Origin of the sequence: Zoogloea sp. (genome assembly GCF_028689785.1) — a bacterium.
Classification (GTDB): domain Bacteria; phylum Pseudomonadota; class Gammaproteobacteria; order Burkholderiales; family Rhodocyclaceae; genus Zoogloea.
In genome coordinates this window covers 80,815-107,813 of record NZ_JAQVCN010000005.1, presented here as the reverse complement: position 1 = coordinate 107,813, position 26,999 = coordinate 80,815, and the positions used below count along the sequence as shown (strand labels likewise).

Annotated in this window: 26 protein-coding genes; 5 read left to right on the top strand and 21 right to left on the bottom strand. The window is 67.8% G+C overall.

All coding sequences use genetic code 11. The features are described from left to right. Positions 1-8: 8 nt before the first annotated feature. From PHI64_RS04455 to PHI64_RS04425, 7 genes are read right to left on the bottom strand one after another with little or no spacing between them, the layout of a single operon-like run. Entirely contained in the window at positions 9-749 is a 741-nt protein-coding gene (locus tag PHI64_RS04455) for a polysaccharide deacetylase family protein (RefSeq protein WP_299879205.1), read from the bottom strand. Next, positions 746-1,813, bottom strand: a complete 1,068-nt coding sequence (locus PHI64_RS04450; protein WP_299879202.1) for a glycosyltransferase — start codon at positions 1,811-1,813, stop codon at positions 746-748. Before PHI64_RS04450 ends, PHI64_RS04455 begins: the two co-directional genes overlap by 4 nt. Beyond that, positions 1,810-2,892: a glycosyltransferase gene (locus tag PHI64_RS04445; protein WP_299879199.1), complete on the bottom strand. Its 1,083-nt coding sequence runs from the start codon at positions 2,890-2,892 to the stop codon at positions 1,810-1,812. The genes PHI64_RS04450 and PHI64_RS04445 overlap by 4 nt, the downstream gene beginning before the upstream one ends. After that, positions 2,889-3,935, bottom strand: coding sequence for a glycosyltransferase family 9 protein (locus PHI64_RS04440; protein WP_299879196.1), 1,047 nt, complete (start codon positions 3,933-3,935; stop codon positions 2,889-2,891). The genes PHI64_RS04445 and PHI64_RS04440 overlap by 4 nt, the downstream gene beginning before the upstream one ends. Next, positions 3,935-4,942, bottom strand: coding sequence for a glycosyltransferase family 9 protein (locus PHI64_RS04435; protein WP_299879193.1), 1,008 nt, complete (start codon positions 4,940-4,942; stop codon positions 3,935-3,937). The genes PHI64_RS04440 and PHI64_RS04435 overlap by 1 nt, the downstream gene beginning before the upstream one ends. Positions 4,943-4,981: 39 nt before the next feature. Then, the gene (locus PHI64_RS04430) at positions 4,982-5,725 is read right to left on the bottom strand and encodes a glycosyltransferase family 25 protein (protein WP_299879190.1); all 744 of its coding nucleotides are present in this window, start codon (positions 5,723-5,725) and stop codon (positions 4,982-4,984) included. Positions 5,726-5,729: 4 nt separating this feature from the next. Beyond that, positions 5,730-6,518 carry a hypothetical protein gene (locus PHI64_RS04425; RefSeq protein WP_299879186.1) on the bottom strand — a complete coding sequence of 263 codons (789 nt, stop codon included), beginning with the start codon at positions 6,516-6,518 and terminating at the stop codon, positions 5,730-5,732. 175 nt (positions 6,519-6,693) lie between these two features. Between PHI64_RS04425 and PHI64_RS04420 the strand changes: the two genes are divergently transcribed. After that, positions 6,694-7,527: a DUF5672 family protein gene (locus PHI64_RS04420; RefSeq protein ID WP_299879183.1), complete on the top strand. Its 834-nt coding sequence runs from the start codon at positions 6,694-6,696 to the stop codon at positions 7,525-7,527. Between the two features lie 5 nt (positions 7,528-7,532). On the opposite strand, the gene PHI64_RS04415 is transcribed toward PHI64_RS04420, so the two are convergent. The 5 genes from PHI64_RS04415 to rfaE1 form a co-directional block, all read right to left on the bottom strand. After that, entirely contained in the window at positions 7,533-8,660 is a 1,128-nt protein-coding gene (locus PHI64_RS04415; RefSeq protein ID WP_299879180.1) for an O-antigen ligase, read from the bottom strand. Between the two features lie 130 nt (positions 8,661-8,790). Beyond that, positions 8,791-9,828 carry a polysialyltransferase family glycosyltransferase gene (locus tag PHI64_RS04410; protein ID WP_299879177.1) on the bottom strand — a complete coding sequence of 346 codons (1,038 nt, stop codon included), beginning with the start codon at positions 9,826-9,828 and terminating at the stop codon, positions 8,791-8,793. 9 nt (positions 9,829-9,837) lie between these two features. Then, positions 9,838-11,583, bottom strand: a complete 1,746-nt coding sequence (msbA, locus tag PHI64_RS04405) for a lipid A export permease/ATP-binding protein MsbA (RefSeq protein ID WP_299879174.1) — start codon at positions 11,581-11,583, stop codon at positions 9,838-9,840. Further along, on the bottom strand, positions 11,580-12,236 hold the full coding sequence (locus PHI64_RS04400; protein WP_299879171.1) for a sulfur transferase domain-containing protein: 657 nt from the start codon (positions 12,234-12,236) through the stop codon (positions 11,580-11,582). Before PHI64_RS04400 ends, msbA begins: the two co-directional genes overlap by 4 nt. Positions 12,237-12,238: 2 nt before the next feature. Next, on the bottom strand, positions 12,239-13,501 hold the full coding sequence (gene rfaE1, locus PHI64_RS04395) for a D-glycero-beta-D-manno-heptose-7-phosphate kinase (protein ID WP_366945131.1): 1,263 nt from the start codon (positions 13,499-13,501) through the stop codon (positions 12,239-12,241). A gap of 190 nt (positions 13,502-13,691) precedes the next feature. On the opposite strand from rfaE1, the gene PHI64_RS04390 reads away from it, so the two are divergent. After that, on the top strand, positions 13,692-15,356 hold the full coding sequence (locus tag PHI64_RS04390) for an ATP-binding protein (RefSeq protein WP_299879168.1): 1,665 nt from the start codon (positions 13,692-13,694) through the stop codon (positions 15,354-15,356). Beyond that, positions 15,349-15,984, top strand: coding sequence for a Clp protease ClpP (locus PHI64_RS04385; RefSeq protein WP_299879165.1), 636 nt, complete (start codon positions 15,349-15,351; stop codon positions 15,982-15,984). Before PHI64_RS04390 ends, PHI64_RS04385 begins: the two co-directional genes overlap by 8 nt. A 24-nt stretch (positions 15,985-16,008) precedes the next feature. Here the strand turns inward: PHI64_RS04385 and PHI64_RS04380 are convergent, their stop codons facing one another. From PHI64_RS04380 to PHI64_RS04360, 5 genes are all read right to left on the bottom strand, one after another. Beyond that, complete coding sequence (locus PHI64_RS04380) at positions 16,009-16,587, bottom strand: membrane integrity-associated transporter subunit PqiC (protein WP_299879162.1); 579 nt, start codon at positions 16,585-16,587, stop codon at positions 16,009-16,011. After that, positions 16,584-18,221 carry an MlaD family protein gene (locus PHI64_RS04375; protein ID WP_299879159.1) on the bottom strand — a complete coding sequence of 546 codons (1,638 nt, stop codon included), beginning with the start codon at positions 18,219-18,221 and terminating at the stop codon, positions 16,584-16,586. The genes PHI64_RS04380 and PHI64_RS04375 overlap by 4 nt, the downstream gene beginning before the upstream one ends. Then, the gene (locus PHI64_RS04370; RefSeq protein ID WP_299879156.1) at positions 18,214-18,897 is read right to left on the bottom strand and encodes a paraquat-inducible protein A; all 684 of its coding nucleotides are present in this window, start codon (positions 18,895-18,897) and stop codon (positions 18,214-18,216) included. The genes PHI64_RS04375 and PHI64_RS04370 overlap by 8 nt, the downstream gene beginning before the upstream one ends. Beyond that, positions 18,864-19,502: a paraquat-inducible protein A gene (locus tag PHI64_RS04365; RefSeq protein ID WP_299879153.1), complete on the bottom strand. Its 639-nt coding sequence runs from the start codon at positions 19,500-19,502 to the stop codon at positions 18,864-18,866. Before PHI64_RS04365 ends, PHI64_RS04370 begins: the two co-directional genes overlap by 34 nt. 120 nt (positions 19,503-19,622) lie before the next feature. Continuing rightward, positions 19,623-20,207 (bottom strand): hypothetical protein, encoded by a 585-nt coding sequence (locus tag PHI64_RS04360; RefSeq protein ID WP_299879150.1) that lies wholly within the window; start codon positions 20,205-20,207, stop codon positions 19,623-19,625. Positions 20,208-20,435: 228 nt separating this feature from the next. On the opposite strand from PHI64_RS04360, the gene PHI64_RS04355 reads away from it, so the two are divergent. Next, the gene (locus PHI64_RS04355; protein WP_299879147.1) at positions 20,436-21,062 is read left to right on the top strand and encodes an SCO family protein; all 627 of its coding nucleotides are present in this window, start codon (positions 20,436-20,438) and stop codon (positions 21,060-21,062) included. After that, on the top strand, positions 21,062-22,654 hold the full coding sequence (locus PHI64_RS04350) for a hypothetical protein (RefSeq protein WP_299879144.1): 1,593 nt from the start codon (positions 21,062-21,064) through the stop codon (positions 22,652-22,654). Before PHI64_RS04355 ends, PHI64_RS04350 begins: the two co-directional genes overlap by 1 nt. Positions 22,655-22,666: 12 nt before the next feature. On the opposite strand, the gene PHI64_RS04345 is transcribed toward PHI64_RS04350, so the two are convergent. The 4 genes from PHI64_RS04345 to PHI64_RS04330 all read right to left on the bottom strand — a co-directional run bounded on the left by PHI64_RS04345 (position 22,667) and on the right by PHI64_RS04330 (position 26,977). Next, entirely contained in the window at positions 22,667-23,500 is an 834-nt protein-coding gene (locus PHI64_RS04345; RefSeq protein WP_299879141.1) for an alpha/beta hydrolase, read from the bottom strand. An 81-nt stretch (positions 23,501-23,581) separates the two neighbouring features. Continuing rightward, complete coding sequence (locus PHI64_RS04340) at positions 23,582-25,444, bottom strand: multicopper oxidase family protein (RefSeq protein WP_299879138.1); 1,863 nt, start codon at positions 25,442-25,444, stop codon at positions 23,582-23,584. A 223-nt stretch (positions 25,445-25,667) separates the two neighbouring features. Next, a complete protein-coding gene (gene cobC, locus PHI64_RS04335) occupies positions 25,668-26,219 on the bottom strand; it encodes an alpha-ribazole phosphatase family protein (protein WP_299879135.1) in 552 nt (183 codons plus the stop codon). Next, positions 26,204-26,977, bottom strand: coding sequence for an adenosylcobinamide-GDP ribazoletransferase (locus tag PHI64_RS04330; RefSeq protein WP_299879132.1), 774 nt, complete (start codon positions 26,975-26,977; stop codon positions 26,204-26,206). The genes cobC and PHI64_RS04330 overlap by 16 nt, the downstream gene beginning before the upstream one ends. Positions 26,978-26,999: the final 22 nt, after the last annotated feature.

The following is a 26,999-nucleotide window of genomic DNA, read 5'->3' as shown; positions in this document are numbered from 1 at the left end:
AACCGGTTTCAGCGGCGGATCGGGGTGACCTTGGGAGCGTTCTTGGTGAGCAGCTTCCAGGCCACGCCGAACACGTCGTCGCCCCGGGACACGGCCTTGCGGGGCAGGGTCAGGGGGTCGTCGGCGGGGGTGGCGGCGGCACGCACGCAGGTGGTGCCGGTGAGGTAGCCGGCCTCGGCAGCGGCATGCACGGCGCGCAGGTCGTGGCTGCCGTAGGGGTAGCAGAAGTGATCGACCCGCCGCCCCAGCAGATCCTCCAGGGCGAGCTTGCTGTCCCGGGCTTCGGCGCGGATGCAGGCCTCGTCCTGCTGGGCCAGGCGCAGGTGGCTCTTCGAGTGGGAGCCGATGGTGAAGCCCAGGTCCTGCACCTCGCGCAGCTGGGCGGCGTTCATCAGCGGGGCCGGTTCGGGGCCGACGCCCGCGTCCCAGCTGGAGGTGGTGCCGATCAGGCCACTCACCGCGTACACGGTGGCCGGGTAGCCGTGGGCCTTGAGCACCGGCGCGGCGTTGTCGAGGAAGTCCACGTAGGCGTCGTCGAAGGTCAGCACCAGAGGCCGCGGCGGCAGGGCGATCTCGCCGCGCAGGCCGGCGGCGGCATCGTCCAGGCTGACGACCGAATAGCCGAGTACCCGGAACATCTTCATCTGGGCACGGAAGCGCGGCAGGTGGCAGTACAGGGCGCCATGGGCCTTGACCCGGCCGGGAAAGTGCCCGACCCGGTGGTACATGAGGATCTGCACCTGGCTCATCGGGCGCAGGCCTCGCGATACACGGCAATCGTCTTGTCGAACATGGCGTCCTCCGTGAAGCCGGCTTCAAAGCGCTGGCGGGCCCGGGCGCCAAAGGCGCTGCGGCGGGCGGGGTCGCGCAGCAGCGGGGCGATGGCGTCGGCCAGGGCGGCCGGGTCGTCCGGTACCACCAGGGCCCCGCTGGCGCCCTCCTCCACCACCTCGCCGATGCCGCCGACGCGGGTGGCGACGATGGGCAGGGCGCAGGCCGAGGCCTCGAGCAGGGTCAGGGACAGGGCCTCCCGCCGGGACGGGGCGAGCAGCAGGTCGGAGGCGGCCATCAGGGCCGGCACGTCCTCGCGCAGCCCCAGAAAACGGACCCGTTCGGCAATCCCGAGTTCCCGCGCCAGGGACTGCATCTGCGGGCCCAGGTCGCCGTGGTGGTCGCCGGCCAGCAGCAGGGTCCAGGGCTGCCCGCGCAGGCGGGCCAGGGCACGCAGGGCGGTGTCGTGGCCCTTGGCCGGGACGATGCGGGCGGCCATCAGCAGGCAGGGCTCGTCGTCGGCCAGGCCCAGCTCGTGCCGGAGCGTGGCACGCGCATCGGCGGGCAGCCGCGCCGCCAGGTCGGCGATGCCGTGGTGGACCATGCGGATGCGCGCCGAGTCATAGCCCTGGCGCTGCAGGAAGTCGGCCACCGCGCCGGACACGGCGATGATGCGGTCGGCCCGGCCGAAGTGCTTGCCGGCGTTGTCGGAGTGGGCCGTGGCCACGTTGGGCAGGCCGGTCAGCCCGGCGGCCAGGCCCACATACCAGGCGCTGCGGGTGAGGTGGCCGTGGAGCAGGTCCACCCGCTGGCGCCGGGCATACAGGGCCAGGCGCAGCAGCGAGGGCAGGTCGTAGAGCCCCAGCAGGGGCAGGTCGATGCCGTCGAAGCCGTCGGCGCGCAGCTGCTGGCCGAGCCAGCCGGCCATGGGGCCGGCATAGAGGCAGTCGTGGCCCCGCGCCCGCAGGCCGCGCATGAGCTGCAGGGCGTGGCGCTCGGCGCCGCCGCTCTTCATGCTGCGCAGGACGGTCAGGATCTTCACCGGCCCAGCACCTGGTGATAGATGGCCAGATTGCCCTCGACCATTCGGTCGATGGAGAACTCGGCCAGGATGCGCGCCCGGCCGGCCTCGCCGTACTGGCGGCGCAGGCCCGGATCGCCAGCGAGGCGGTCGATGGCCGCCGCCAGGGCGTCCACGTCGGCGGGAGGACACAGCAGGCCGGTGACGCCATCGAGCACCGCCTCGGGCAGGCCACCGGCGCGGCTGGTGATGACCGGCACGCCGGCCGCCGCCGCCTGCAGCAGGGACACGCCCAGGCCTTCCATCTCGGCCGGGTGCACCAGCATGTCGAGACCGCCGATCCAGCTTGCCAGGTCGTGGCGGAAACCGGCGAAATGCACCACACCCTCCAGCCCGCGGGCGGCCACGTCGGCACGCAGTTCGGCCAGCAGCGGGCCCTGGCCGAATACCAGCACCTGCAGCTCGGGGTATTTGTCCACCAGCCCGGGCAGGGCGGCAAACAGGTAGCGATGCCCCTTGCGCGGGATCATCTGGGCCACCACGCCGGCCACCAGGGCGTCCTGGGGCAGGCGGAACTCGGCCCGGAAAGCGGAGGGCCCCACCGGCGCCAGGAAGGGCGCCGGATCGACGGCGCTGCGTACGCAGCTCACCCGCCCGGGGGCCAGCCCCTCGTCCAGGAGCACCTGGCGGATGCCCTCGGAGATGGTGATCACGTGGTCGTAGAGGCGGTACTTGAGGGCCACGGCGAGACGCGACTCGGGGTTGTCCACGCGCCGGGACAGCACGCAGGGCACCCCCGCCAGGCGCGCGCCGAGGGCGCCCCAGGTGTCGGCGCCGCGGCGGCTGTGCAGATGCACCAGGTCGGGCTTTTCGGCGCGGATCAGACGGGCCAGGCGGAAAGCCAGGCCGATGTCGGCATCGCCCCCCATGCGGATGGGCAGCACCCGCACCCCGGCCGGCGGCTGGCGGCTCATCTCGCTGTCGAGGGGGCAGGCGAGCAGGCTGTCGATGCCCCGGGCGGCCAGGCCTTCGGTGATGTACTGGACCTGGCGGGCACCGCCGTAGAGGTGCTTGCCGGCTTCCACGTGGAGGATCTTCATGGGGCGGCGCCTCCGGCGGCGAGCATGGCCCGGGCGCGTTCCAGCACCATGGCCGGGGTGATGTCGCGCAGGCAGGTGAACTTGCCGCCGCAGGTGGGGCGGCGCCGGCACGGGGAGCATTCCATGCCCAGCCAGATCACGCTGCCGGTGGGCCGGCCGGTGTCGGTGTAGGGACAGGTGGAGCCGAAGAGGGCCACCGTGGGGCGGGCCAGGGCGGTGCCCATGTGGGTCAGGCCGGTGTCCACACCGATGAGCAGGGCCGAGTGGGCGATCAGCGCGGCGGCCTCGGGCAGGCGGGTCTGGCCGGCCAGGTTGACGATGCGCGGGTCGGCCGCGGCGATGCGGGCGGCGGCGTCCCCATCGGCCGGGCCGCCGAGGATCACCGGGGTCAGGCCGGTGGCCTCGATGAGCCGGGGCGCCAGGGCCTGCCAGGCGTCTTCGAACCAGTGCTTCTGGGGCCGCGTGGTGAAGGGAGCAAACACCGCGTAAGCACCAGGGGCAAGCCCCCGCTCCGCGAGCAGGGCCCGCGCTTTGGCGTCGGTGGCCGGCGCCACCGTGAGGGTGGGCAGGAAGTCGCCGGCATCAAAGCCCATCTGCCGGGCCAGGTACTGGTATTCGGAGCCGATGCGGGCGGCCTCGCCCCCCCGCGGAATGACTTCGCTCATCAGCCACTGGCTGCCCTCCTTGGAGCCCAGGCCGACCCGCCGGGACGCCCCCGACAGCCAGGTGAGGAAGCCGCTCTTGAGGAGGCCCTGCAGATCGATGGCCAGGTCGAAGCGGCGGGCATGCAGCTCGCGCCGAAGCGCGCGCACCTGGCGCCACAGGGCGAGGCGCTGGCCCGACTTCCACAGGCGCACCCACTCGGCCTTGGACCAGGTGATGACCTCGTCGATGTCCGGGTCGGCCAGCAGCAGTTCATGGATGCCCGGCTCCACCAGCCAGGCGATGTGGGCATCGGGATGGCGCCGACGGATGGCCCCGGGCAGGGCCGAGGCGAACACCACGTCGCCGATGGCGGAGGTTCGGACGATCAGGACGCGCATCAAGGGGCTCCCAGCTCGGCCAGGCGGGCCACGACGGCGTCCACCGTGATGGCGTCCATGCCCTGCCCGGCCAGGGCCTGGAGCAGCGGGTCATGGGCCAGGGGCGGGGTGGCACCGAACAGGCCCAGGGCCGGTACGCCGTTGGCGACCGCCATGTTGAGCACGCCGGTGTCGTTGCCGACACAATACTGGCAATGGCGCAGCAGGGCCGCAGAGCGCTGCACCGAGGCTTGGGCGGAGACCATCACACGGCTGCGCAGCGCGGCCGGAACCGCGGCAAGGATGGATTCGGCGGCCCCCTGCTCTGCCGGCCCCCCCAGCAGCAGCACGCTGCCGCCGCGCCCCGCCAGGGCCGCGGCGAGGGCGCCGAAGCGCTCCGCACCCCAGTTCTTGCGGGCTTCGGAGGTGCCGATGGAGAAGGCATAGCGCGGCTCGGGCAGGGTGGCGAGATCGCGCTCTGCGGCGCTCAGGGCGGCCGTAGCCACCGCCATCCGTGGCACCACCGGGCCGCTCACCAGGCCATGGGCAACGCAGAAGTCCGTGGCTTCGGGGTACACCCAGTTGCCCGGCCCGCGGTAGGGGCGGATGTAGGGCGGCTGGTTGAGGAGCAGGCGCTCGGCCACCGTGAAACCGAAACCGGCCCGCCGGGGAATGCCCGCCAGCAGGGCCAGGGCAGCATAGCGCGCACGCCCGGAGAAGATGAAGATGCGCCCGAAGCGCCGGGCCCGCAGTTCGGCCACGAAGGCCAGCTGAGCACCTAAGCCATCATGGCGGCCGAGGCGGCGCTCGCTCTTGCGCGGCTTGCGATCGAACTCGATGACTTCGTCGATGCACGGCTCCGCCGCCAGCACCTCGGCGGCCCGGCACGAGGGACGGGCGATCACGCTGACCTTGCCGCCCGCACTGACGGCAGCAATGGCGCGCAGGTAGGGGATGTGCCAGATCAGGTCGCCGATGCCGCTGCGGTGATGGACGACGACGGTGCGGGGAAGGTCGGGTGTGGTCATTGAGGCCGGGGGCGATTCAAAGGTCGGCAGCAGGGGGGGCTATTCTGCCCCATTCCCCCCGGCAGGACTGCCCATCCGCCGCCGGAGCTGGCGCGCCATAAGGAAAACGGTGAGCTTGCGCCGCTGGGACTGGGCCACCCGGGCGATGTGCTGCACAAGGGGGTTGCTGTGCTGAAAGTCAAAACGACCAGCAATGGTGCTAACAAGGTGCCCCTCCTCCTCAACGACACTAGGAGTAATCAGAGGAATCCGCAGACCATACATCCAGTAGGCATCAAGGGCAGTATCGACCGGACAACGAGGCACTGAGAGCGTAGCCAATAAACGTTTAGCCCCGCCGAAAGTAACCATATAGCCTTGGGCTCCGCTCGGATTTTTAGTCGGCAGAATCAGGTTTTCACCACCAGACAAAGTTGTCAGCAGTATCCCGCGAATAGGCCTTAATGCCGACAGGCGAACTGCATCAATAGGTAAACCAAGACTAGCCACTTCATCCGCAACTCGAATCATGGATGGGCTACAGCTCACGTCATCCTCCAGCACGATGGCATGACTTAACCGCCGATCAACAATTTCCTGCCAAGATCTAACGTGACTGAGGTAACAGCCAACCTCCCCTGGAGACAAGCCGGGCTCGGTGCCGGGCGGAATACTGCCTTTAGCCAGGCGGGAGCCCTCGATGGCGGGAATAAACTCCGCAGCAAGTCCCAAAGAAGCTAGATGCCGATGCATTTTCTCTCGTCGCTCGATTGAGCGTTCCAAATTAATCACAAATATCTGCATAGAATCAGTCCTCCCTGTCCTGACGATGCCCGAAGAGCTTCATGATGCCCCGCTTTTCTCGTTCAACGAACCAAGCGAATAAATGTCGCAGGCTACTTAAAACACCCGGGCTTACATGGATGCGAATTACCTTATGTAAACGATCTTGAGGTGGCAACATCTCAAGTACCGTGTTCAATTCTTGAATAGGAGTGACACCATCAATTTCTAGCTTCAAGTAGAAGGCCCCATTCCTCCGTATGGGTTTCACATGGCGGATCACCGCTGTGTCAATGATGCCTATCGTGCCCCCATCGCTCCGTGCCAAGTGGCTGTAGCCATAATCGCTGCCCCAGGTACTGAGGGTCACCGGAATATCCCCCAGTCGGCGGGTCAAGAAATCGGTGTCGAAACAGGGACACATGATCTCGACGAAGTTTGTTTCCCTCCATTCAGCCAGAGGGTTCCTTAGCATGATGCGGTGAGACCAGTAACCACTCCAATCTTGGGCCGGATGTGACACGGCCAGCCCCAAGCGGTCGATGCTCTCGAAGAAGGCAGAGATGCTGCCACAGGTCACATCAAGGTCGTCATCAGCCAGCATGACGAAGCGGTAATTGCTCAGGTCTAGCCTGCCGGAGACAACGCAGTCACGAAAATGCTCAAGCTTATTGTAGCCTCCCATCTCGGTGGCGATGGCCGCCGGCTCGGGTTCAGTGGGCACGTAGGCGCTGAGGAAGAGGTCCCAGTTACGGTCAGGCTCCTGCGCCAGCCAGCGGGGATACAGGCCGGCCGTCCCGGTACGCATGAACACCAGATAAGGACGTGGCTTCGGATCTGACGATTCGGATAGGGGGAAGACTTGACTCGACATAGCCGTCAATGGGGACACATCGCGCGCATTGTGCCGTAATCCCAAAAATCATGCGGCCGATCTTCTCCGGGACGTTCTTCTGGCCCCCGCTTTGAGTTAACCTTATGGGCTTTTCGTGCCGCGCAGCAAACGCTACCCCTGGATGCTCAAGCTCCCCGACGTCAGCTTGGCCTGCCTCGATACCCGACATCCCGATCTGGCGGTGTTCGCGATGCAGCGTTGCCTTGCTCAGGCCCACTTCCGGGAAGCAATTCTGCTTACCGTCGAGGGCTACGTCAGCCCCGATCCACGCATCATCATCCATCCTGTAGCGCGACTATGCAGCATGGCCGACTATTCAGCCTTCATTATCAAGAAGCTGGGGGGACATGTGGGCGGCAGTCATGTGCTGGTGATGCAGTGGGACAGTTTCATCCTCGATCCCCTAGCCTGGGATCCCGCCTTCCTGGACTACGACTATCTCGGCGCCACGTGGCCTCATCGCACTCCACCTGTGGGTAACGGCGGCTTTTCCCTACGCTCCCGGCGCCTTCTGGAGGCCCTGCAGGACCAGAACATCCGCGAACTGCAGCCCGAGGACTACTGCATCTGTGAGCTCTACCGGGAACTGCTGGAGCGCCGGCATGGCATCCGCTTCGCCCCGGAGGAGCTAGCCCAACGATTTTCGTTCGAGCTCGCCACGCCTCACCAGGCCACCTTTGGCTTTCACGGGCTCTTCAATTTCCACCGGGCCCTGCCCGAAGCCGACCTACTCGCTTGGCTAGACCATGTTCCTCCACCTTTGCTGCGCTCCATGCAGGCCCGCCGCTTGGTCAAGAACCTGATCCGCGAGGGGCACACAGCCCCGGCTCGGAAGATCCTACAGGTGCGAGCCCGGGGCGGCCTCAAGCTGCGTCTCGACGCCCTCAAACTCAGCAGCCTGCTCGCCGCCCGACGCCTTTGGTCCTGAAATCTTCAATACCGCATAGGGGTAGCGGGGTGGGCGCCGGCAGCAAACACTGCCAACAGCACGCAAAAGCATAGAGTCCCCAGGGACGAGGCGAACAGCGAGCCCACATTTGAGAACACCAACTCACCCATCAACAGCATCAACCCCCAGGTGGCAAACAGGCACTTTTCCGGATCCCGACTTCGCCGCGCCACGATGAAGTGCCTCAGCGCCCCCACCCAGAAGGCCAGCATGGCCACGGTGCCCACCAAGCCGGTGGTGGTGAGATGGTCGATAAACAGGTTGTGCAACCCGCCGAAGGTGGTCAGGATCGGCGGCAGGGTGCCCGCTGCCACGGCGGTGGCCACGGCGCTACGGAAATTACCCAAGCCGATGCCGAACACCGGGTTGGCCAGGAACTGCTCCCAGCCCCACTGCCAACTCAGCAGACGCAGGCCGAGGGAGGTCTCACGGGCACTCGGCGACCCCGGATTGACCATATAGGCGCGAACCTCGGCGATCCCTTCGGCCAGACGAGCGCTCACCAGCTCGCTGACCAGCAAGGCTGCCAACACGGCCAAGATAACGCCGGCAATAACCCAGCGCCGAGGGATGCGGCGGCGGCCCGGCATGCACAAGACCACCGCAGCCATGGGAAGCAGGGCCGCCCACGCAGAGCGGGTCTCTGATAGTAGCGCCGCCATCAGTCCTCCCAAGATAGCGACTAGAGCCAAGGCGAGGGCTCCAGGCAGAGGACGCACACAAACGGCGAGAGCACCCGCCAGTCCTGCTACAGCTACAACAGCAGTGTAGTTACCAAACGGCCCCGGACTGGAGAAAGGGCCCATTGGCCGCCCGGAATTGAGGGCCAACAACCCCTGACCACCACCATCCCCCACCGCGATGACCGCCACGGCCCCCGCCGCCAGGCCCGCCATGGCAAGCCCAAACAACACCGACCGATAGGAGATGCCCAGGCGCCTGAACAACAGATACACCAGCATTGCCGCCAGGAGGTGGGCCGGACGGTCAAGGACCCTGGCGTTCCAGCCCAGCAGAGCCATATTGAGCATATAGGCGACAGGGATCACAGCACAGCCCAGCATAAAGCGGCGGTCCAGGCGATCCAGTTGACGACCCGGCGCAAGGGCCATCACCAATCCAACCAAAACAAGAACTACTGCAACACTTTTAGCCAAGGCAGCGGAGAGCATTAACCCAAGAAGGAAAAGCGGCAGTAGCCACGTCATACAGCGAGCAGCGTGAATCAGTTGATGCATAAATTTACTTCTCATCGTGGAGGCGGACCCCGGTGGTGCGGAAGGCGTCGCTCATCTGGCGCTTCTCGTCAGCCGACTTGAAGCGCACCCGGTCCCAGCCGAAGGCCACCACCCGGGTGCTGGCCGGGCTGGTCTGGCGGGCGAACAGCAGGGCGCTGGAGCGCACCCCGACCACGGCGTCGTAGGGCGTGTTGGCGAGGTGCACCTCGAGGGGCTCGTCGAGGGTCACCACCGTGTAGTCGGGGTGATTGAGCTCGCGCTCCGGGTCTTTCGGGTGCCCCTTGTAGAACACCTGCGCCATGCCCTCGGCAGCCAGCCAGGCGTGGATCTCGTCGCTCACGGCGTCGCGATCGGCGGGCTTCATCAGGCCGGCGCCCACCAGGGGCTGGCCGATGACCAGCGCCCGCCGGGGGCCTCCGGCCGCCATTGCATCGCCCCGGGGGGTGACCAGGGGTGGCAGCACCACGGCTTTGGCGGCGGAGTATTCGTGGGGCAGGCCGGGCAGCACGTAAACGCGGTCGCAGAAGGGTGCGTCGGAGCCGATGCGGTCTCCCGAGAAGCACCAGTAGTCCAGTTCGGGGGCAATCAGCCGGCGCAGCTTGCGGGCGTACTGGGCCAGGCGCTTGGCGGCGCTGAGCGGATAGCGGCGGATGCTGATGAGGCCGTCGGGCAGGATGCGGGCGCGCATCTGCGTAGCCCCGGCGGCCCTGGGCAAAGCCCTCAGGAAGTAGTTGATGGCCTCGGTGTCGAACACCGCGCTGTGGATGTGCAGGCTGCTGCAGCGGCCCACCAGGCCGGCCACCAGGCGGATGTTGGCGCGCTGCCGGCGCAGGCGCCCGAAGGGCCCGGGCAGGGGCTCCCAGCGCGGCCAGGGCATATACGCCGCTGCATCCCAGTCGGCCTCGCGGACGATGGGGGTGACGCCGGGCTTGTACCACACCAGCACCTGGCGGGCGCCCTGCTCGTGGGCCTCGGCGATGCGCCGGGCGGCCAGGTACTGCAGCGGCGAGGCGACGAAATAGACGGCAACGCGGTCGCTCATGGGATGACCTCAGGCCTCATCCCTGGCCACCTGCTCGCCACTGGCCAGCAGGCGGGCATAGGCTTCGCCGCGGGCCACGAGCTCGTCGTGGGTGCCGGCCTCGACGATGCGGCCGCGCTCCATGACGATGATGCGGTCGGCGTCGCGGATGGTGGACAGGCGGTGGGCGATGACGATCACCGTGCGGTTGCGGCGCAGATCGACCAAAGCGTCCTTGACGGCCCGCTCGGATTCGTTGTCGAGAGCCGAGGTGGCTTCGTCCAGCAGCAGGATGGGGGCGTCGCGCAGGAAGGCCCGGGCGATGGCGATACGCTGGCGCTGGCCGCCGGAGAGCTGGCTGCCGTTGGCCCCCACCCGGGTGGCCAGGCCGTCGGGGAGCTTGTCGATGAACTCCATGGCGTGAGCGGCGCGGGCGGCAGCGATGATGTCGGCTTCGGGCACGTCGGGCCGACCGTAGGCGATGTTGGCGGCGATACTGTCATCAAACAGCACCACCTGCTGCCCCACCCAGCCCAGCTGCTGACGCAGGTGGGCCAGGGGCAACGCGTCGAGGCGCGTGCCGTCGAGCAGGATGCGGCCAGCGGAGGGTTCGTAAAAGCGCGCGATGAGATTGACCAGGGTGGTCTTGCCGCTGCCCGACGCGCCCACCAGGGCCACGGTCTGGCCGGGGTGAACGTCGAGATTGAAGTGGCTGAGCGCCGCTTCGGTCTGCCCGGGGTAAGCGAAGCTGAGGTCGTCGAAGCGCAGCTCGCCCCGGGCCCGGGGGAACTGGCCGGTGGCGCCATCCACCTCGGCCGGCGTGTCGAGCAGCGCGAAGATGCTCTGGGCGCCGGCCAGGCCGCGCTGGATCACCGCGTTGATGTTGGTGAGGCGGCGGATGGGCTCGAAAAGCATGGACATGGCGGTGACGAAGGACACGAACTCGCCGGGGCTGAGCTTGTCCTGGGCCGACAGCGAGGTGGCCGTCCAGATCACCGTGGCCACGGCGGCGGCGGCCAGCACCTGCACCAGGGGTACGTTGATGGCCGACACCCGCACGGTGCGCATGGTCTGGCTGCGCAGGCGCTCGGCTACCTCGGCAAAGCGCCGGTCTTCGTGGTCGTGGGTGCCGAAGAGCTTGATCTCGCGCACCCCGCCGAGGGTCTCCTCGACCATGCCGGTGAGGCGGCCGGTGGTTTCCTGCATCTCCTGGTTGGAGCCGCGCAGCTTGCGGCTGGCCACCCGGATCAGCCAGGCCACGACGGGGGCGATGGCGACGATGACCAGCGTGAGCTCCCAGGCGGTGTAGATGAGGTAGCCGGTGAGACCGATGATGATCAGGGTGTCCCGCACCACGATGATCCAGGCATTCGACAGCGCCGCGCCCACCTGGGGGATGTCGTAGAGGATGCGCGACAGCATGCGCCCGCCGGTCTCGGCCTGGTGCACCGGGATGGGCAGGTGCATCTGGTGGCGGAAGACCTGCTGGCGCAGGTCGGTGATGGCCTTGTTGGCAATCCACTGGCTGGAGACGTTGGCGGCGTATTCGGCCACCCCCTTGGCCAGAAAGGCCAGCATCAGGAACAGGGGCACCTGCCACTGGGCGACGTGGTTCTTCTTGATCAGGCTCTCGTCCACCAGGGGCTTGAGCAGGGCCGGCAGCACCGGCTCCAGAGACGCCGCGGCGATCATCGCCAGCACCGACAGGGCCACCACCTTGCCGTAGGGGCGGAGGGAGCCGAGCAGGCGGCGGTAAAGCTGAAAGGAGCTCTTCATTCCCGGTGCAGGACCTTGTCGACGATCAGGCTGGCCCAGCCTTCGGCCCGGAAGCGGTCATGCATCTCGAGACGGTTGTATTCGGTGTCCACCCATTCGAGAAAACCGATGGGCGATTGGCGGTTGCGCGCCACGTAGGTGGCGAAGAAGAAGTCCAGCACCCCGGTCTTGGCCTGCTTGAAGTGGCCGTACTTCCAGCCCAGCTCGGCCATGGCAGCCTCGACCGGGTGGCCCAGGTGCAGGATGCGGTACAGGGCGGCCCCCAGGCCAGCCCGATCGGCGCCCGATTTGCAGTGCAGCAGCGCGGGGTATTCGATGGTCTTGAAGAGTGTGTCCATGGCGTGCACCTCTTCGACCTCCGGCGGCGTGCGGGAGTACAGCTTGACGTCGTGGAGGGCAATGCCGAGCTGCGCGCAGGCTTCCTTCTCCAGGGCGTAGGAGCCGTAGCCGTGGGCGCCGCGCAGGTTGATCACACTGCGCAGACCGAGGCTGTCCCGATACTTGCGCAGCTGGGCCGGGCTGGGCTGGCTGCTGCGGTACATGCCGCCGCCCAGGTCGTAGAAGTTGCTGTACACGGCGCGAACGGCGCCGTGATCCACCAGGTGCATGTCCAGCCAGGCCCGGATGCGGCCGCTGGTGGTCGAGATGTCCATGATCATGGGCGGGCGGGCAGCAGCAGGTGGGGGCCAAGGCCGGCCAGCAGGGTGTCGCGGGCCGCCGCACCAAGGGCCACGACCCAATCGACGGGGCGCAGGGCGGCCAGCAGGGCCAGGGCATCGGCCGGGGTGTCGGCGGGCTCGACGAGCAACACCCGGTCGGCCTGGCGCCCGGCCTGCTCAAGGCCCGCCAGCAACGCGACATCGGGCTGGCCGACGGGGCCGAGCAGCACCGCGATGCGTTCGCCGGCACTGCGGGCCCGCTGGGCCGCACCGATGACGGCTTCCGCGCTCAGGCACCCGCGGGCAAGGGGCGCCTGGGCGTCCATGGCGGCGTAGAGTTCGTCCAGGGTGGCAGTGGCGGTGCCCAGCTTGCCCACCACCACACCCGCGGCCAGGTTGGCCAGGGCAGTGGCTTCGAGCAGGTTGAGGCCGGCGGCAATGCCGCAGCCCAAGGCCGCCGACACGGTGTCACCGGCACCGGTCACGTCGTAGACCTCCCTCGCCCGGGTCGGCTGGTGGTGGGCCGGCTGGCCGCGCTGGAGCAGGGTGACCCCCTGCTCGCCGCGGGTCACCAGCAGGGCGTCCAGGTCGAGCTCGGCGCGCAGGGCTTCGCCGCGGGCAATCAGGGTGGCCTCATCGGGGCAGGGGCCGACCACGGCTTCGAACTCGGAGAGGTTGGGCTTGACGATGGTCGCGCCCCGGTAACGAGAGAAATCGGTGCCCTTCGGGTCCACCACCACCGGCACGCCCCTGGCCCGGGCCAGGGCAATCAGGGCAGGCACGTCGGCCAGAGTACCCTTGGCGTAGTCCGACAGCACCAGCACGTCCACGCCATCGAGGTGAGCGGCCAGGGCGGCGGCCATTCGCGGTGCATGGGCGGCCGCGAAGCGCTCTTCAAAGTCGAGACGGATCAGCTGCTGATGGCGGGAGATGATGCGCAGCTTGGTAATGGTGGGGGCGTCGGCCAGGCGCTCGAAGCTGCAGTCCACCCCCCGGGCGACCAGATTCTCGCCGAGCAGACGGCCGGCCTCGTCGTCACCCACCAGGCCGATGACCCTCGCCCGAGCCCCCAGGGATGCGGCATTGAGGGCCACGTTTCCCGCGCCACCGGCGCGCACTTCGTCGTTCTTCACCTGCACCACCGGCACCGGCGCCTCGGGCGAGATGCGGGCGGTCGCCCCGTGCCAGTATCGATCGAGCATCACGTCGCCACACACGAGCACGCGGCAGGCGGAGAAGTCCGGCAGGGAGAAATGCATGCGCTGGCAGGCACCTGCAAAGCAGGCGCTGGAGGATGAAAGGGCGGATTATCGCATCAAGGGTGGAGGGGCGGGGAGCGTGCCAACCCGAGCCAATCGCAACAAACGCTCCCGAAAGCCTGTGACTCACGTCACAATATGCCAATGACGCGCCCCTGCACCCCACGCAGCCCACTCACTTTCGCCCGGCATGGTTAGCGATATCCAGGGTTCGCCCGCCCACTGGCTTGGCCGGCTGCCAGAGCAACTCGCCTTCATCGGGTTGTACCTGGCCCTGGATGCGGTGAGCTTCATCCATCCCCTGTGGGGGCTGAACATCACCCCGTGGAATCCGGCGCCCGCCCTCGGGCTGGTGTTCCTGATCCGGCATGGGCGGAAAGCCTGGCCAGCGACGGTGCTGGCGGTCGTGCTGGCCGATTTCGTGGTCTACGATTTCGAACCCCTGCGCTGGCCACTGCTGGGCACCAGCCTGGTCCTGGCCGCCGGCTATGTGGCCCTGGGCTCGGAGCTGGCCCGCATCCTGCCTCGCGACAGTCTGCTGAATACCCGCCGGGCCCTGGTCACCTGGTTCATCGGGGTGGCCTTGGGCACCCTGCTGGTAAGCCTGCTGTACGTCTTTTCCTTGCGACTCGGGGGCTTCCTGGTTCCGAACGGCTGGTGGCAGGCCCTGCTGCGCTTCTGGGTCGGCGATGGAGTGGGCATCGCTATCCTGATGCCACTGCTGTGGTGGCTGGGCAACGAACAAGGGCGCCGGCAACTGCTGCATGCCATCCGCCAGCCGGAAAGCGGCGGCTATCTGGCCCTCGCCGTGGCCACCCTGTGGCTGGCCTTCGGGCTGGGTGGGCATAACGGCTTCAAGCTCTTCTACCTGCTCTTCCTGCCCATCGCCTGGGCTGCCGGGCGCCAGGGCATGGCCGGGGCCATCATCTGCGCCGCCTTCCTGCAGCTGGGGGTCATCGTCGCCGTGCAGCTGCTCGACTACAGCGCAGTCACTGTCGCCGAACTGCAGATCCTGGCTTTGGTCATGGCCCTGGTGGGCTTTTTTGTCGGCGTGGTGGTGGACGAGAAGCGGCGTACCGGCACGGAACTACGCCACAGCCTGCGCCTGGCCGCGGCCGGCGAGATGGCCGGCGCCCTGGCCCACGAGCTGCACCAACCCCTCACCGCCCTGCGCGCCTATGCCGGCGCCTGTGAGCGTCTGATCGAGCGGGGCGCCACCTCTGAGCAGTTGCTGGCGGCCGTGCGGTGCTTGCAGCGGGAGTCCGCCCGAGCCGATGCGGCGGTACGGCGCCTGCAGGAGTTCTACCAGGCGGAACCCACCCGCCTCGAATCCGTGCCCCTGGAGACGCTGGTGGAGGCCGCGGTGGCCCCCTTCCGCAGCCAGGCCGAACAGGAAGGCGTACGGCTGAAGGTCAATGAGCTGCCGGCGGTGTCCCTGTGGGCGGACCGCCTGCAACTGGAGGTGGTGCTGCGCCATCTGCTCGCCAACGCCTTTGATGCCGTCGCCGACAGCCCGCGTCACCCCCGCCGGATCCTGCTGAGTGCCTTCCAGGAAAGCGCCGAGCGGGTCTGCCTGCAGATCGAGGATTCGGGCCTCGGACTCACCACCCAGCACGCCGCACGCCTCTTCGATGGGCCTGCGGCAGGCGGGGCCGGCCCCCTGGATGCCGGCCTGGCGATCAGCCGGGCCATCGTGGACACCCATGGCGGGCGCCTGTGGGGCGAGGCGCACCGGCACCGCATCTTCAAGCTGGAGCTGCCCGTCGAAGCGGCCCCCGGCGCGCCTTGCCGGGCTGGCTGGCCCGGTCGCATACTGTCCGGATCGGGTACGCGTGAAGGAGTCCATCATGCTTGACCACAGCCGCGGACGGAATGCCGACGCAGACGACGACGAGGTGGAACCGTTTGGAGGGCTGGTGCGCTACGAGCGACATGTGCCGCTACACCAGGTGTCCTACTACCTGTGCGGCGAGCTGCAGGCACCCCAGTACTACACCGAGCTGTTCTACACCCTGCGCAGCGCCGCCGAAACCGACCTGATCTACCTGCACATCAACTCCCCCGGCGGCGACTTCAATACCGGGCTGCAGATCATCAACAACATGCTGGCCTCGGATGCCCACGTGGTCACCGTACTGGAAGCGCGGGCCTACTCGATGGCGGCCTTCATATTCCTGACCGGTGACGAGCTGATCGTCCATGACAACTGCCAGCTGATGTTCCACACCTACTCAAGCAGCTTCGCCGGCAAGGGCAGCGAACAGCTGGCCGAGGTACACGCCCTGGGCAGCTGGTTCGAGAAGGTCACCACCCGGCTGTGCACACCCTTCCTGAGCACCACCGACATCAACCACATCCTGCAGGGCAGCGATCTGTGGATGGATTCGGACGAGATCCGCCGACGCCTGGCACGCATCAAACCGGCGCGCACCAAAGCCACGCCGCGCAAACCGGCGGTGCGCAAAAGCAAGACCCCGGCCTGAGCCCGGCACCCGGGCCGCAGCCCCTCAGGGCGTGCGTGTGCCAGCCGGCAGAGCTTTGGCGATGTCCGCCGCCAGGGCATCCACCAGGCGCCCGTGGGCCAGGGCAAGGGCTTCCCAGGTGGGCTCGGTGACCTTCTCGGTGGCCACGAAACGCCCGCCGGCCAGATCCTTGCCACTCTTGCGCAGGGTCCACACTACCTCCAGGCCCACTTTCTCGAAGCCCTCCGCATCGAAGCGCAGCACGTCGATGGGCAGGCTCATATCCGGTTCGGCAATGCTCGACTGGGGCCAGGCCACGATCCGGCCGTTGCCGCTGCGCCGCGCCAGCTCCACCGCCACCCGGCGGGCAATCTCGGTCTTCAGCGGGGCCGCCCAGCGATGGCCGTCGGCCACATCGGCCCGAGCGCCATCCACCTGGCGCACGATGAGCAGACGGTCGATGCTGGCTGGCACACCCACCGGCCCTACCACCAGGCTCGGGCCGCTGCCCATGGCGCCAGACCCGGCCGGCGCCAACGCACCGAGGGTGTAGTAGCGCACGGGCGGGGTGCTGCCGCAGGCGGCCAGCAGGCTGCATACCAGGATCAGGGAGAGCCGCTTCATGGTTTTTCCTCGGGTTTGCCGCGCAACAGAGCCTCGGGATGACGGTCGAGGGTGTCGGCCAGATGGCGCAGGGCCTGGGCGGCCCGGGTGAGTTCCTGCAGGCTGGCGCGCAGATCCTGTTGCAGGGGCGCGTCCGTGACCAGCAGCTTGCGGGTGTCGGCGATGGCGGCCCGGGCCTCGACCACGGTGTCGCGCACATCGCCATTGGCCAGGCCGTCGACGCGCTTGACCAGGGCTTCCGCCTCGTCGATGGTGCGCCCCAGGCCAACGATGGCCTTGCGGGTATCCTGACCAATCTCATCGAGGGGCAGCCGGTCAAGCTTGTCGACGATGCGCAGCAGGGTCGTTTGCAGTTCATCCAGGCTGCCGCGCTGGGTCGGCAGGCGCGGTGGCTTGGCATTCCAGTCCGCCTTGCCCGGCTTGGCCCCCGGGAAGAAATCGAGGGCCACATAGAGCTGACCGGTGACCAGGTTGCCATTGCGTAGCTGGGCCCGCAGCCCGCTGTTCACCAGCCGGTCGATGAAGTCACGGAAATCCTTGTCCCGGTAGTCCTTGCCGAAGAAGGTCTGCTGGCCGGAGTCGGGGCGAGCCTGCATGCGCCCGGGGTAGATGGCGACCTCGACCAGCAGGCCCATGTCGGTGGCCCCCTTGTGGATGTCCGCGTGGATGGCGCTGACTTCGCCCAGTTGGATGCCGCGAAACTCCACCGGCGCCCCCACCGACAGACCGCGCACGCTCTCGGTGAAGCGCAGCAGGTAATGCTGGATCAAGGTATAGGGCTGCTTGAGGGCCCGCTCGCGGGTGTCGAAGAGGTGAAAGACGTGCTCCTGCGGTGCCAGCGCGGCCTCGCTGGTTTCCGGAGTCAGGAAGGACAGGCCGCCAGCCACAATGGATGTGAGGGATTCGGTATTGACCTGTACTCCGTCGGCCCCGAGCTTGACGTCCACGCCGCTGGCGTTCCAGAAGCGAGTATCGGTGGTGACGAAGCGGTCGTAAGGCGCCTTGATGAAGATGCGCAAATCCACATGCTTACCCGTCGCGTCGAGCCGGAAACCGGTGATCTGTCCAACCGGAATGCGCCGGTAGTACACCGGCGTGCCCACGTCCAGCGAACCCAGCGTAGGGGCTTCGAGGGAGAAGTAGCGGCCGGGCACGTCGATGCTGATCACCGGTGCCTCGTCGAGCCCCTTGAACTCCCGCCGTGCCTCGTCGGATTTGCCCACATCCATGCCGATGTAGGCACCCGACAGCAAGGTATCCAGCCCGGACACGGAGCTGCCCGAAACCCGCGCGCTGACCACCCAGAAGCGGGTGTCATCCACCAGCAGGCGCGCCGCCTCGCGGGCCAGCTTTGCGGTGGCGACAACGTGGCTGCCATCGGCGGCCAGGGTCACGGCGCTCAACTGACCGACGTCCACGTCCTTGTATTTGATGCGGGTCTTGCCGGGCTCCAGGCCGACCCCGGTGCTGAAGGTGATGGTCACGGTGGGCCCCTGCTCGTAGTAGGTGCGCACGGCCAGGAAAACGCCGATCAGGGCCGCCACCAGCGGAATGATCCACACCAACGGAATGCGGAAGCGCCGCGGACGATCCACCGCGGCAACGGGAAGGGCGGAAGGAGTGGGGTCAGTCATGGGGGAGCCGGGGAGAAGCGGGGTCGGTGAGGGGGTCCCAGATGAGACGCGGGTCGAAGCTCATGGCGGCAAACATGGTCAACACCACAACCGCGCCGAAAGCCACGGCAGCCGGGCCGGCCTGGATGGTGGCGAGCCCCTGGAACTGCACCAGCGCCACCAGGATGGTGATCACGTAGATGTCGAGCATGGACCAGCGCCCGACAAACTCCACCAGCCGGTACAGACGCGTGCGCTGGATCAGGTTATGCCGGGAGCGGCGCTGGACCGAGATGACGAGGTAGATCAGCGCCAGGATCTTGAGGAGGGGCACCATCACGCTGGCAAAGAACACCACCGCCGCCAGCGGCCACGAACCCGATTGCCACAGGAAGACCACGCCGCTCATGATGGTGTCCTGCTGACTGCCGAGCAGGGACGCCGTGACCATCATGGGCAGCAGGTTGGCCGGGATGTAGAGCAGTACGGCCGCCGCGATCAGAGCCCAGGTGGTGGACAGACTGGCGGGCTTGCGCATGTGCATCGGCGCCCCGCAGCGCGGGCAGCGCAAGCCGTGGGCCCGGCCTTCCGGCTGCGCGGCGAGCTGACCGCATACGTGGCAGCTCATCAGGCCGGCCTCCCGGGCCGTCAGGTGCGCGCCGCTCACCGGGCCGGCCCGGGCAGCGGTGCCTGCCACAGCAGGCGGGTGTCGAAGGCGCGGGCGGCCAGGGTGAGCACCACGATCAGGGCCGCCGTGGCCCAGAAGGCCGTGCCCAGCACCACTGTGGCCAGGTGCGACAGCTTGACCAGGGACACCAGCATGCCGAGCAGGAAGACTTCCATCATGCCCCACGGCTGCACCGAGCGGACCAGGCGGAAGAAGGTGGCCAGCCGCGGCGACACCCGACCCAGGCGCAAAGGCAGCAGCACCAGCAGGAACATCAGCAACTCAAGCACCGGAAACAGCAGGGCGGTGATGAACACCAGGGCCGCCACGGGCTCGACGCCGCTCTTCCATAGAATCTGCACTGCCTCGAAGAGCGTCACCTCGACGCGCCGCCCCTGCATTTCGAGGCCCACCAGGGGGTGGATGTTGGCAATCAGGTAGAGAATCGCCGCCGCCAGGGTCAGCGCCAGACTGCGGTCGAGACTGTCCGGCGGATTACGCGCCAGGAAGGCCCCGCAGCGCACGCAACGAGCCGTCTCGCCGGGGGCGAGCTGCGGCTCGGTCTGCAGCAGATCGCACTCGTGGCAGGCGATCAGATCGGCAGGCAGGATCAGGTGCGCGTCGGGTGCAGGCATGGCTTGGCGCCGGAGAATGACGGCCAATTGTGCGGTGCAAGCACTACAGACGCAAGGGTGGCCAGGCACCTCCCCAGGGCAGGCGGACAGCCGGAGGGCCGGCCGCTGTCGCAGCGGAAATCAGCGGCCGGTGCTGGGCCCAGGGAGCGCCGGACCGGTCAGGCCGCTACCCGGGGGCGGCCCCGAAGCATCCACTGGCGGCGGCATGCGTTCCGCCGGAAGGGCCTCCACCGCCGTGGATGGCGCCCGCCCCACGGGCGGCGGCGGAATCTCGTCCCGCCACAGGGAGTCACTGCTCCGCCCCGGCTCCATGCCCGGGTTGGCCGAAACATCAGCCGGCATCAGGCTGAGGGGAAGCACGATCGGCGCCCCCGAGCTGCGCTGGCTCAGCACCACACGGTCAGGCATCACCCGCTCGACCCGCAGATCATCGTTGAAGGCCGCGCCTTCGGGCACCAGTACCGGACGCCGGCCCGCCTCGGCCAGGATGGCTACACCCGGGGTGTTGCGGTCACCGGCGATCACCCCCTGGAGCACGATCCGCGTCGGCAGAGGTGTCGCCAGCGGCAGGTCGGCCGAGTGGGCTCCCGCTGGCGGCGCGATCTCCAGCAAGCCCGCTTCCTCGGCAATCCACAAGCCGGCCACGGCAATCACGCCCAGGGTCAGGAGGATGCGCGGCAGGCGCCTGAAATCGAATCCGTTCATCAAGAGCCTCTCATCCCAATGTCGTCCAACAGCGCCTACCGTAACATCGGGCGGGGTCGCCTCTTCATCGTTTTGCCATGATTAACGAATTTAACGATTTTCACAATTAATGCAGGGGGCAGGACATGGTGTACTTGCCCGTCATGCCCACGGGCATGCGATGCCGGCCATACAGCGGCACACAGGTCGTGTCCCCGACCTGGCCCATTTTCAATTTAGACCCTGATCATGCCTTCACGCCTCCCCGCCTTCCGCCCCCCGCCTGCCCTGCTTGCCAGCCTCCTGCTCATGGGCCTGGCCCCTGCCATGGCCCGGGGCGGCGACGAGCACGCCCACCACCATCACCACGCTGCCTCGGCCGTCAGCCGCAGTGAAATCACCCTCGCCCTGCCGCAGGTCAAGCTACGCAGCCAGGACGGGGCCGCCGTGATGTTTGCCGACACCCTCGACGATGGCCGCCCGGTACTGCTGAACTTCATCTACACCAGCTGCACGGCCATCTGCCCGCCAATGACACGGATCTTTGCCGAGGTGCAGGAAAGCCTGGGTGCCGATCGCCCACGAGTGCGCCTGGTCTCCGTGTCCATCGACCCGGAGCAGGACACCCCCCAACGCCTGAAGGACTACGCACGCCAGTTCGGTGCCGCCGAGCCCTGGCTCTTTCTCACCGGCAGCGCCGCCGCCAGCACAACAGTGCAAAAGGCTTTCAACAGCTACCGCCCGGACAAGATGGGCCACACCCCGGTCAGCTTCCTGCGGCGCGGCCCCGGCCAACCCTGGGTGCGCCTGGACGGTCTGGCCCAGGCCGGCGACCTCCTGCGCGAGCTGCGCCCGATGCTGCCGCCGCGCCCCTGATGCATCGCCTTCTCGCCCTCAGCCTGCTGCTGCTCGCCCTCCCCGGCCACGCCGATGAGGCACTACGGGCCGAAGGGCAGCGCCTGTATCTGGACGGCCTGCGCGCCGACGGCAGCCCGCTGGAGGGCCGGCGCCCCGGCGGCGAGGTGTTGCGCGGGCGCGACCTGGCCTGCGCCCAGTGCCACCGCCGCAGCGGCATGGGAACCATCGAAGGCGTGGTGGTGGTGCCGCCGGTTACTGGTGCCGTCCTGTTCGCCCCAGGCCGGGCTCCGGCCGGCCATGCCCCCCGGCGAGCCGCTGGCGTGGCCCTGCTCGATCACGGCTTCCGCACCCGTCCGGCCTACGACGCTCCCCGCCTGGCCCGGGCCCTGCGGGAGGGCATGGGCGCGGGCGACGTCCCTCTTGATCCGCTGATGCCCCGCTACACCCTCAACGAACGGGAGCTGGCAGCCCTCCAGGCCTGGCTGGAGGAACTCGGCAAGGGCCCGGTGCCGGGCGTGGGCAGTACCGCACTGCACCTGGCCACAGTCATCACCCCGGACGCCGACCCCCGCCAGCGGGACGCCATGCGTGAGGTCCTGCAACACTGCATCGCCGGGCGCAGCCCACCGCCCGGCAGCGGTCGGCGCACCTGGGTGCTGGAGGAATGGACGCTGTCCGGCCCACCCCAGGGCTGGCGCGCCCAACTCGAAGCGCGGATGCACCGGCAGCCGGCCTTCGCCCTGGTATCGGGCATCGGCCGTGAATGGGCGCCTGTCCATGAATTCTGCGAGGCCGAAGGGGTTCCCTGCCTGTTCCCCAACACCGATCTGCCCGGCCCGGCCCCCCGCGCGTCGGTCTATCTGTGGCCGGGCCTGGCCCTGGAAGGGGCCGTGCTGGCCCGCCACCTGCTCGAACAGGCGCCAGTGCCGAAGCGCATCATCCAGGTCTTCGACCCCGCCGACGCGGGCCGCGCGGGTGCCTCTGCCCTGCGCACGGCCCTGATCGACCAGCCCGTGACGGTGCTCGACCAGACCTTCCATGGCCCCCTTGATGAAACCGCCTGGCGAAAACTGCTGCCCGCCATGGAGGCCGGTGACGTGCTGATGCTGTGGCTGGGTGCCGCCGACCTGGCGCGCCTGCCGGGCCGGCTGGAGGCAGCGCCCCCTACGGCCCGGGTCTTCGTGTCGGGCACTCTGGCCGGGCTGGAGCGGGTTGCGGATGCCCGGAGTATTCCGCCCCCGTGGCGATCGGTGCTGCACGTGATCTACCCTTTTGACGCCCCGGAGGCTCGCCTCAGCCGGATGGTCTTCAACCTCGGCAGCTGGATGAGCGCCCAGGGCTTGAGCCTGGCGCGGGACACGGAGCGCACCCAGGGCAACACTCACACAGCCTGTGAGATCACCGCCCTGGCCTTGTACACCCTGGGTGAGCGCTACTCCCGGGACTACCTGCTGGAACTGGTGGAGGATTCCTACGCCGGTGCCACCGCCAGCGCCTTCCCGCGCTTCACCCTGGGGCCGGGGCAGCGCTTCGGCTCCAAGGGAGCCTACCTGATGCGCGTTGAAACGGATGGCCGCCTGAGTGTCGACGGCGAATGGATCGTGCCCTAGGCGGAGCCGGGCTCAGCCCGGGGCCACGAAGTCGAGCACGTCGCGGATGAAACGCCCCCGCTCCCACAGGTGAGGGGCGTGGTCCACCCCGTCGTAGATGTGCAGCAGGGCATTGGGGATGCTGTCGCGCACATACTCCGCGGTACCGGTGGAGTAGAAATTGCTGGCCCCTCCGTACACCAGCAGGGCCGGGATAGAGATGTTCTTCAGCACCTCGCGGTAGTCGGCCGCACTCAGGCTGGCCCAGCAGTCGATCAGCGGCCGCGGATCGAGGGCACGCAAACGCTGGCGGGCGGTTTCGATGCCGGAACCGTTCTCCAGATACTTGGCCCGGGCCCGTGCATTGTGGCCAAAGGCTGCCAGGCGCAGCACCGCCTCGGCGAAATCGCCCTCCAGCTCGGCGATGAACCGGGCATTGCGGCGGTGATCGAAGTCCCCGTAGATGCCGCTTTTCCAGTCGTCATCGGTGAGCAGTTTGGGCGACTGGTCGATGATCACCACCCGGGACAGGCGACCACTGCCGAAATCGCGCAAGTATTGCCAGAGCGTCAGCGCGCCCATGGAATGCCCCACCACCACGGCCTTCTCCAGGCCATGGTGATCGAGCAAGTTCTGCAGATCCCGGGCCATGCGCTCCACCGTGGGCACACCGGCAGTGCGCAGCGGGTGGCCGCCATGGCCACGGGCATCCCAGCGCAGCACCTGGTGACGGGCCTCGAAGTCCTCCAGGAAAGGGGTCCAGTCCCGGTGGGTGGATGTCCAGCCGTGGAGCAGCACCAGCGGTGTGCCGCTGCCGGAGATCTTCAGGTGGATGCGTTCGCCGTCGTCGGCGCAAAAGGAGTCCATGGGCGCAGAGAGCGGAAGGGAGAAGCGCGGAGTATATGACGTGCACGGAAGGCAAGGGCACCCTCCCCCGCCCTGTCGTGCTCAAGCGACGATGAAGCGCCGCATCATCTCGTGGTCTTCGTGGGACAGGATGTGGCAGTGCCACACGTACTCGCCAGGCCGGTTGAAGGTGGCGATGATGCGCGTGACCTGGCCGGGATAGGCCAGCACGGTGTCCTTGCGGCCCTGTTCGCTGGGCAGTGCCGGGGTCTTCACGCCGACCAGGGCGACACGGGTGAGATAACCCCCCGCCGCCACACCACCCGGGCCCATGGGCTTGGGCTGGACAACACCGGTGAAGCCTTGGCGGTCGAGCACCCGGAAATCCACCAGGTGCAAGTGGATTGGATGAGCATCCACGGTGGTGTTGTGGATCTCCCAGATCTCGGTGGCCCCAAGTTTGATGTTTTCGGTGACCGGATCGGAGAACAGGAAGGTGCCAAAACCAGGGCCGACCGGATTTCCCGGGGCCGGATTGACCGTACCGAGCATGGTCTGCAGGCGGCCGTAGGCGTCATTGCCCTCGAACAGCATCAGCTTGCGCACCGTGGCCCCCACTGTCGACGGCACCGTCAGCGGGCCGTGCACAGGGCGCAGGTTGGTGGGCAGACTGGCGCTGGTCAGCGCGGCGCTACCCTGGCCGAAGAAGCCGAGGGGCTTGCTGACGCTGAAGGCCATCACCCGGTCAGTGCTGCCGGCCAGTACCGGTTCTCCATCGGGAAAGGGAGTATTGGCATCGTTGCGCAGGATCACCCGACCATGCCACCAGGACACCACCTTTGAGAAATCCACCACCACGTCGGCCCGCTCACCGGGGGCCAGGGTCAGGGAGTTGAGCTGTACCGGGCTGTTCATCAGGCCGAGTTCGGTGCCGATCTGCCAGAAGCCCATGCGGTTCTGGGGGAAATTCTCGAAACTGAAGCTCAGGCGGACCACCCGGGAATCGGAACCATTGAGCAGACGCAGGCGGTACAGGCGCGGCTCGCAGTCGAGGCGCGGCCAGGGAATGCCATTGACCACGATGACGTCGCCGAAGAACTCCGGCAGATGGGTGGGCTGGGGTGCCTGGGGGTTTTCGGGGTCGCTGGCCGGGTAGCGCAGGGCGCCGCTGATGGCGAACTGGCGGTCCTGGATGCACAGGGGCACTTCATGGGGGTAGGCGGGCAGCTGCCCGGCCTGGACCAGGTAGTCCTCATTGGCGTCGCGGATGAAGTAGTTGCCGGCCAGCCCCATATACACGTTGAGGCGGGTCACGCCGAGGGCATGATCGTGATACCAGAGGTGGCCAGCCTCCTGGCCGTTATCGAAGGTGTAGGTGGCGCTGAACAGGCGGCCGCGGTAGTCAGGCATGCCGTCGCGGTTCACATCCGGCGTGGCCCAGGCTTCGGGCAGGCCGTCACTGCCGGTGAGCTGGTCGCCACCGTGGCGGTGGGCCACCAGGGGCACCGGCGCCCGCCCGCCCAGGTTGCCCGGGTTGGCCCAGCCCAGGGTGGTGTCCACCGGCAGGCGATGGGGAAAGGGGCCCTGGGCGTTCATCAGGGCGTTCTGGTAGCGCACCGAAACGGCCACCCCCCGGCGCAGGTTGAAGCTGCGCCCCGGGTAGGACGGCGCCTGCATGGGCGTGCCGTAGCCCCACAGGGTGGTGTAGAGCCCCTTGCCGGTGGCATCCACCAACCCCAGCGCTGCGGAGAATTCGCGGATGACCAGGGTATAGCTGGTGCCTCCCGGTGCATCGGGCGCGAACAGGTTGGCCGGATCGAGTGGATTGGGCAGCAGGTCGGAGAACTGCTTGGCGCGCAGGGCACCGAGGACCGAGGGGACCGTCTGACCGTAGCCCCAGGTGGGTACCAGGGAGCTCAGGAGTCCGGCGGCGCCAGCCTTGAGTACGCTTCGTCTGTTTGCCATGGTGTGAATGCCTTTGAGTCTGGCGCGCCAACGCGCGCAGTCAATGTACGTATCCACGTACGCACTACAGGGTGTCGCCCCACAGACTCAAGTATCCGATCGGAATCGATCGCAAAACCATGCAAACAATATAAATGCCACAAATGTAACTTTACGCTACAAATTTATGTGTATTTGATGTTTTCTGCCGCCTTGGCCCCGCTGGCCAGTAGCCATTCGCTACTCAGCGGTTGAACCAGCGCAGCACCGTGCCCCAAGCATGCAGATCCAGGCGGGTGGCTTCGCCACAGGCGAAATCCAGACCCAGCCAATGCTCCGCCGGCAGGCCGAGGAGTTGCCCGGCCAGGGCACGCAGGGGGCCGCCATGGGCGACCACCACGGCAGCATCCGGGTTGGCGTGGCGCAAACTGGCCAGGAATTCGAGGACGCGAGCCGCCATCTGGCGCGGTGATTCACCGCCGGGCGGGGCGAAGTCGAGGGGCGCCGCCGACCAGGCATCCAGGGCTGCCTTGCCGATGTCCTCGAAACTGCGCCCCTCCCACTCGCCGAAGTGGATTTCCTGCAGGCGCGGATCCACCCGCGGGCTGCCCAGGGCTTCGGCCAGCAGGCGGGCGCGGCGCAGGGGGCTGGTGTACAGGGCGTAGTCGGCGGGCAGCAGCGGGCGCAGGCGCTCTGCCACCACCAGCGGCGATTCGGCCAGCCCAAGATCGGTCTGCCCATAACACGTCCCCGGCGCCACATCAGGCCGGGGATGACGGATCAGGTAAAGCTCCATGTGGCAAGCAAGGCCAGGTAGATGAAGAGCTCGGCGACCTGCTGGGTGGCGCCGAGACAGTCGCCGGTGTAGCCGCCCAGCCGGCGGGCAAAGGTGCGTATGGCCAGTACGCTGGCCAGGGCGGTCAGCCCCAACACGCTCAAGGCCTCCGCGGCATTGAGCAGCAGCAGGGGCAACACCCCGCCGAGGGTGGCGACGCCCAGTTCGGCCAGCGTGGGGCGACGGGCCACCGGCGCCGACTTGGCGCTGTCATCGGCGCGGGCGTAGTCCAGCACCACCATCAGGCTCACTGCAGCGAGACGCGACAGGGGGTGGGCGACGAGCAGAGCCACGATCAGGGGGTAATCCTGTTCGGCAGCCAGATCAGCCAGCGCCAGGTATTTGGCGAGGAGCATCAGGACAAGGCCGATGGCGCCGTAGCTACCGATCCGCGAGTCCTTCATGATCTTCAGGATCTGCTCCCGGCTCCAGCCGCCGCCGAGGCCATCGCAGGTGTCAGCCCAGCCGTCCTCATGGAAAGCACCGGTGGCGCGGATGCTTGCCGCCATGGCCAGGACAACGGCCACGTCCACCGGCAGTACCTGAACCGCCAGGCCATATACGCCCGCTCCGATCAGGCCGACGATCCAGCCGATCCAGGGCAGAAAGCGCGCCGCCTGGCCGAGCTTCTCCGGAGAAAACTCGACCCAGCCGGGCACCGGCAGCCGGGTGAAGAAGCCGAGGGCGATGAAGAACAGTTCGAGCTGGGCGCGGAGCATGTCAGTCAATGCGAAGCCGCCC

Coding starts and splice junctions, on each gene's coding strand:
- PHI64_RS04455 (WP_299879205.1), bottom strand. CDS start 749: ATGAGCCAGGTGCAGATCCTCATGTACCACCGGGTCGGGCACTTTCCC.
- PHI64_RS04445 (WP_299879199.1), bottom strand. CDS start 2,892: ATGAAGATCCTCCACGTGGAAGCCGGCAAGCACCTCTACGGCGGTGCC.
- PHI64_RS04440 (WP_299879196.1), bottom strand. CDS start 3,935: ATGCGCGTCCTGATCGTCCGAACCTCCGCCATCGGCGACGTGGTGTTC.
- PHI64_RS04435 (WP_299879193.1), bottom strand. CDS start 4,942: ATGACCACACCCGACCTTCCCCGCACCGTCGTCGTCCATCACCGCAGC.
- PHI64_RS04430 (WP_299879190.1), bottom strand. CDS start 5,725: ATGCAGATATTTGTGATTAATTTGGAACGCTCAATCGAGCGACGAGAG.
- PHI64_RS04415 (WP_299879180.1), bottom strand. CDS start 8,660: ATGGCCCTTGCGCCGGGTCGTCAACTGGATCGCCTGGACCGCCGCTTT.
- PHI64_RS04410 (WP_299879177.1), bottom strand. CDS start 9,828: ATGAGCGACCGCGTTGCCGTCTATTTCGTCGCCTCGCCGCTGCAGTAC.
- msbA (WP_299879174.1), bottom strand. CDS start 11,583: ATGAAGAGCTCCTTTCAGCTTTACCGCCGCCTGCTCGGCTCCCTCCGC.
- PHI64_RS04400 (WP_299879171.1), bottom strand. CDS start 12,236: ATGGACATCTCGACCACCAGCGGCCGCATCCGGGCCTGGCTGGACATG.
- rfaE1 (WP_366945131.1), bottom strand. CDS start 13,501: ATGCATTTCTCCCTGCCGGACTTCTCCGCCTGCCGCGTGCTCGTGTGT.
- PHI64_RS04390 (WP_299879168.1), top strand. CDS start 13,692: ATGGTTAGCGATATCCAGGGTTCGCCCGCCCACTGGCTTGGCCGGCTG.
- PHI64_RS04385 (WP_299879165.1), top strand. CDS start 15,349: ATGCTTGACCACAGCCGCGGACGGAATGCCGACGCAGACGACGACGAG.
- PHI64_RS04380 (WP_299879162.1), bottom strand. CDS start 16,587: ATGAAGCGGCTCTCCCTGATCCTGGTATGCAGCCTGCTGGCCGCCTGC.
- PHI64_RS04375 (WP_299879159.1), bottom strand. CDS start 18,221: ATGACTGACCCCACTCCTTCCGCCCTTCCCGTTGCCGCGGTGGATCGT.
- PHI64_RS04365 (WP_299879153.1), bottom strand. CDS start 19,502: ATGCCTGCACCCGACGCGCACCTGATCCTGCCTGCCGATCTGATCGCC.
- PHI64_RS04360 (WP_299879150.1), bottom strand. CDS start 20,207: ATGAACGGATTCGATTTCAGGCGCCTGCCGCGCATCCTCCTGACCCTG.
- PHI64_RS04355 (WP_299879147.1), top strand. CDS start 20,436: ATGCCTTCACGCCTCCCCGCCTTCCGCCCCCCGCCTGCCCTGCTTGCC.
- PHI64_RS04350 (WP_299879144.1), top strand. CDS start 21,062: ATGCATCGCCTTCTCGCCCTCAGCCTGCTGCTGCTCGCCCTCCCCGGC.
- PHI64_RS04345 (WP_299879141.1), bottom strand. CDS start 23,500: ATGGACTCCTTTTGCGCCGACGACGGCGAACGCATCCACCTGAAGATC.
- PHI64_RS04340 (WP_299879138.1), bottom strand. CDS start 25,444: ATGGCAAACAGACGAAGCGTACTCAAGGCTGGCGCCGCCGGACTCCTG.
- cobC (WP_299879135.1), bottom strand. CDS start 26,219: ATGGAGCTTTACCTGATCCGTCATCCCCGGCCTGATGTGGCGCCGGGG.
- PHI64_RS04330 (WP_299879132.1), bottom strand. CDS start 26,977: ATGCTCCGCGCCCAGCTCGAACTGTTCTTCATCGCCCTCGGCTTCTTC.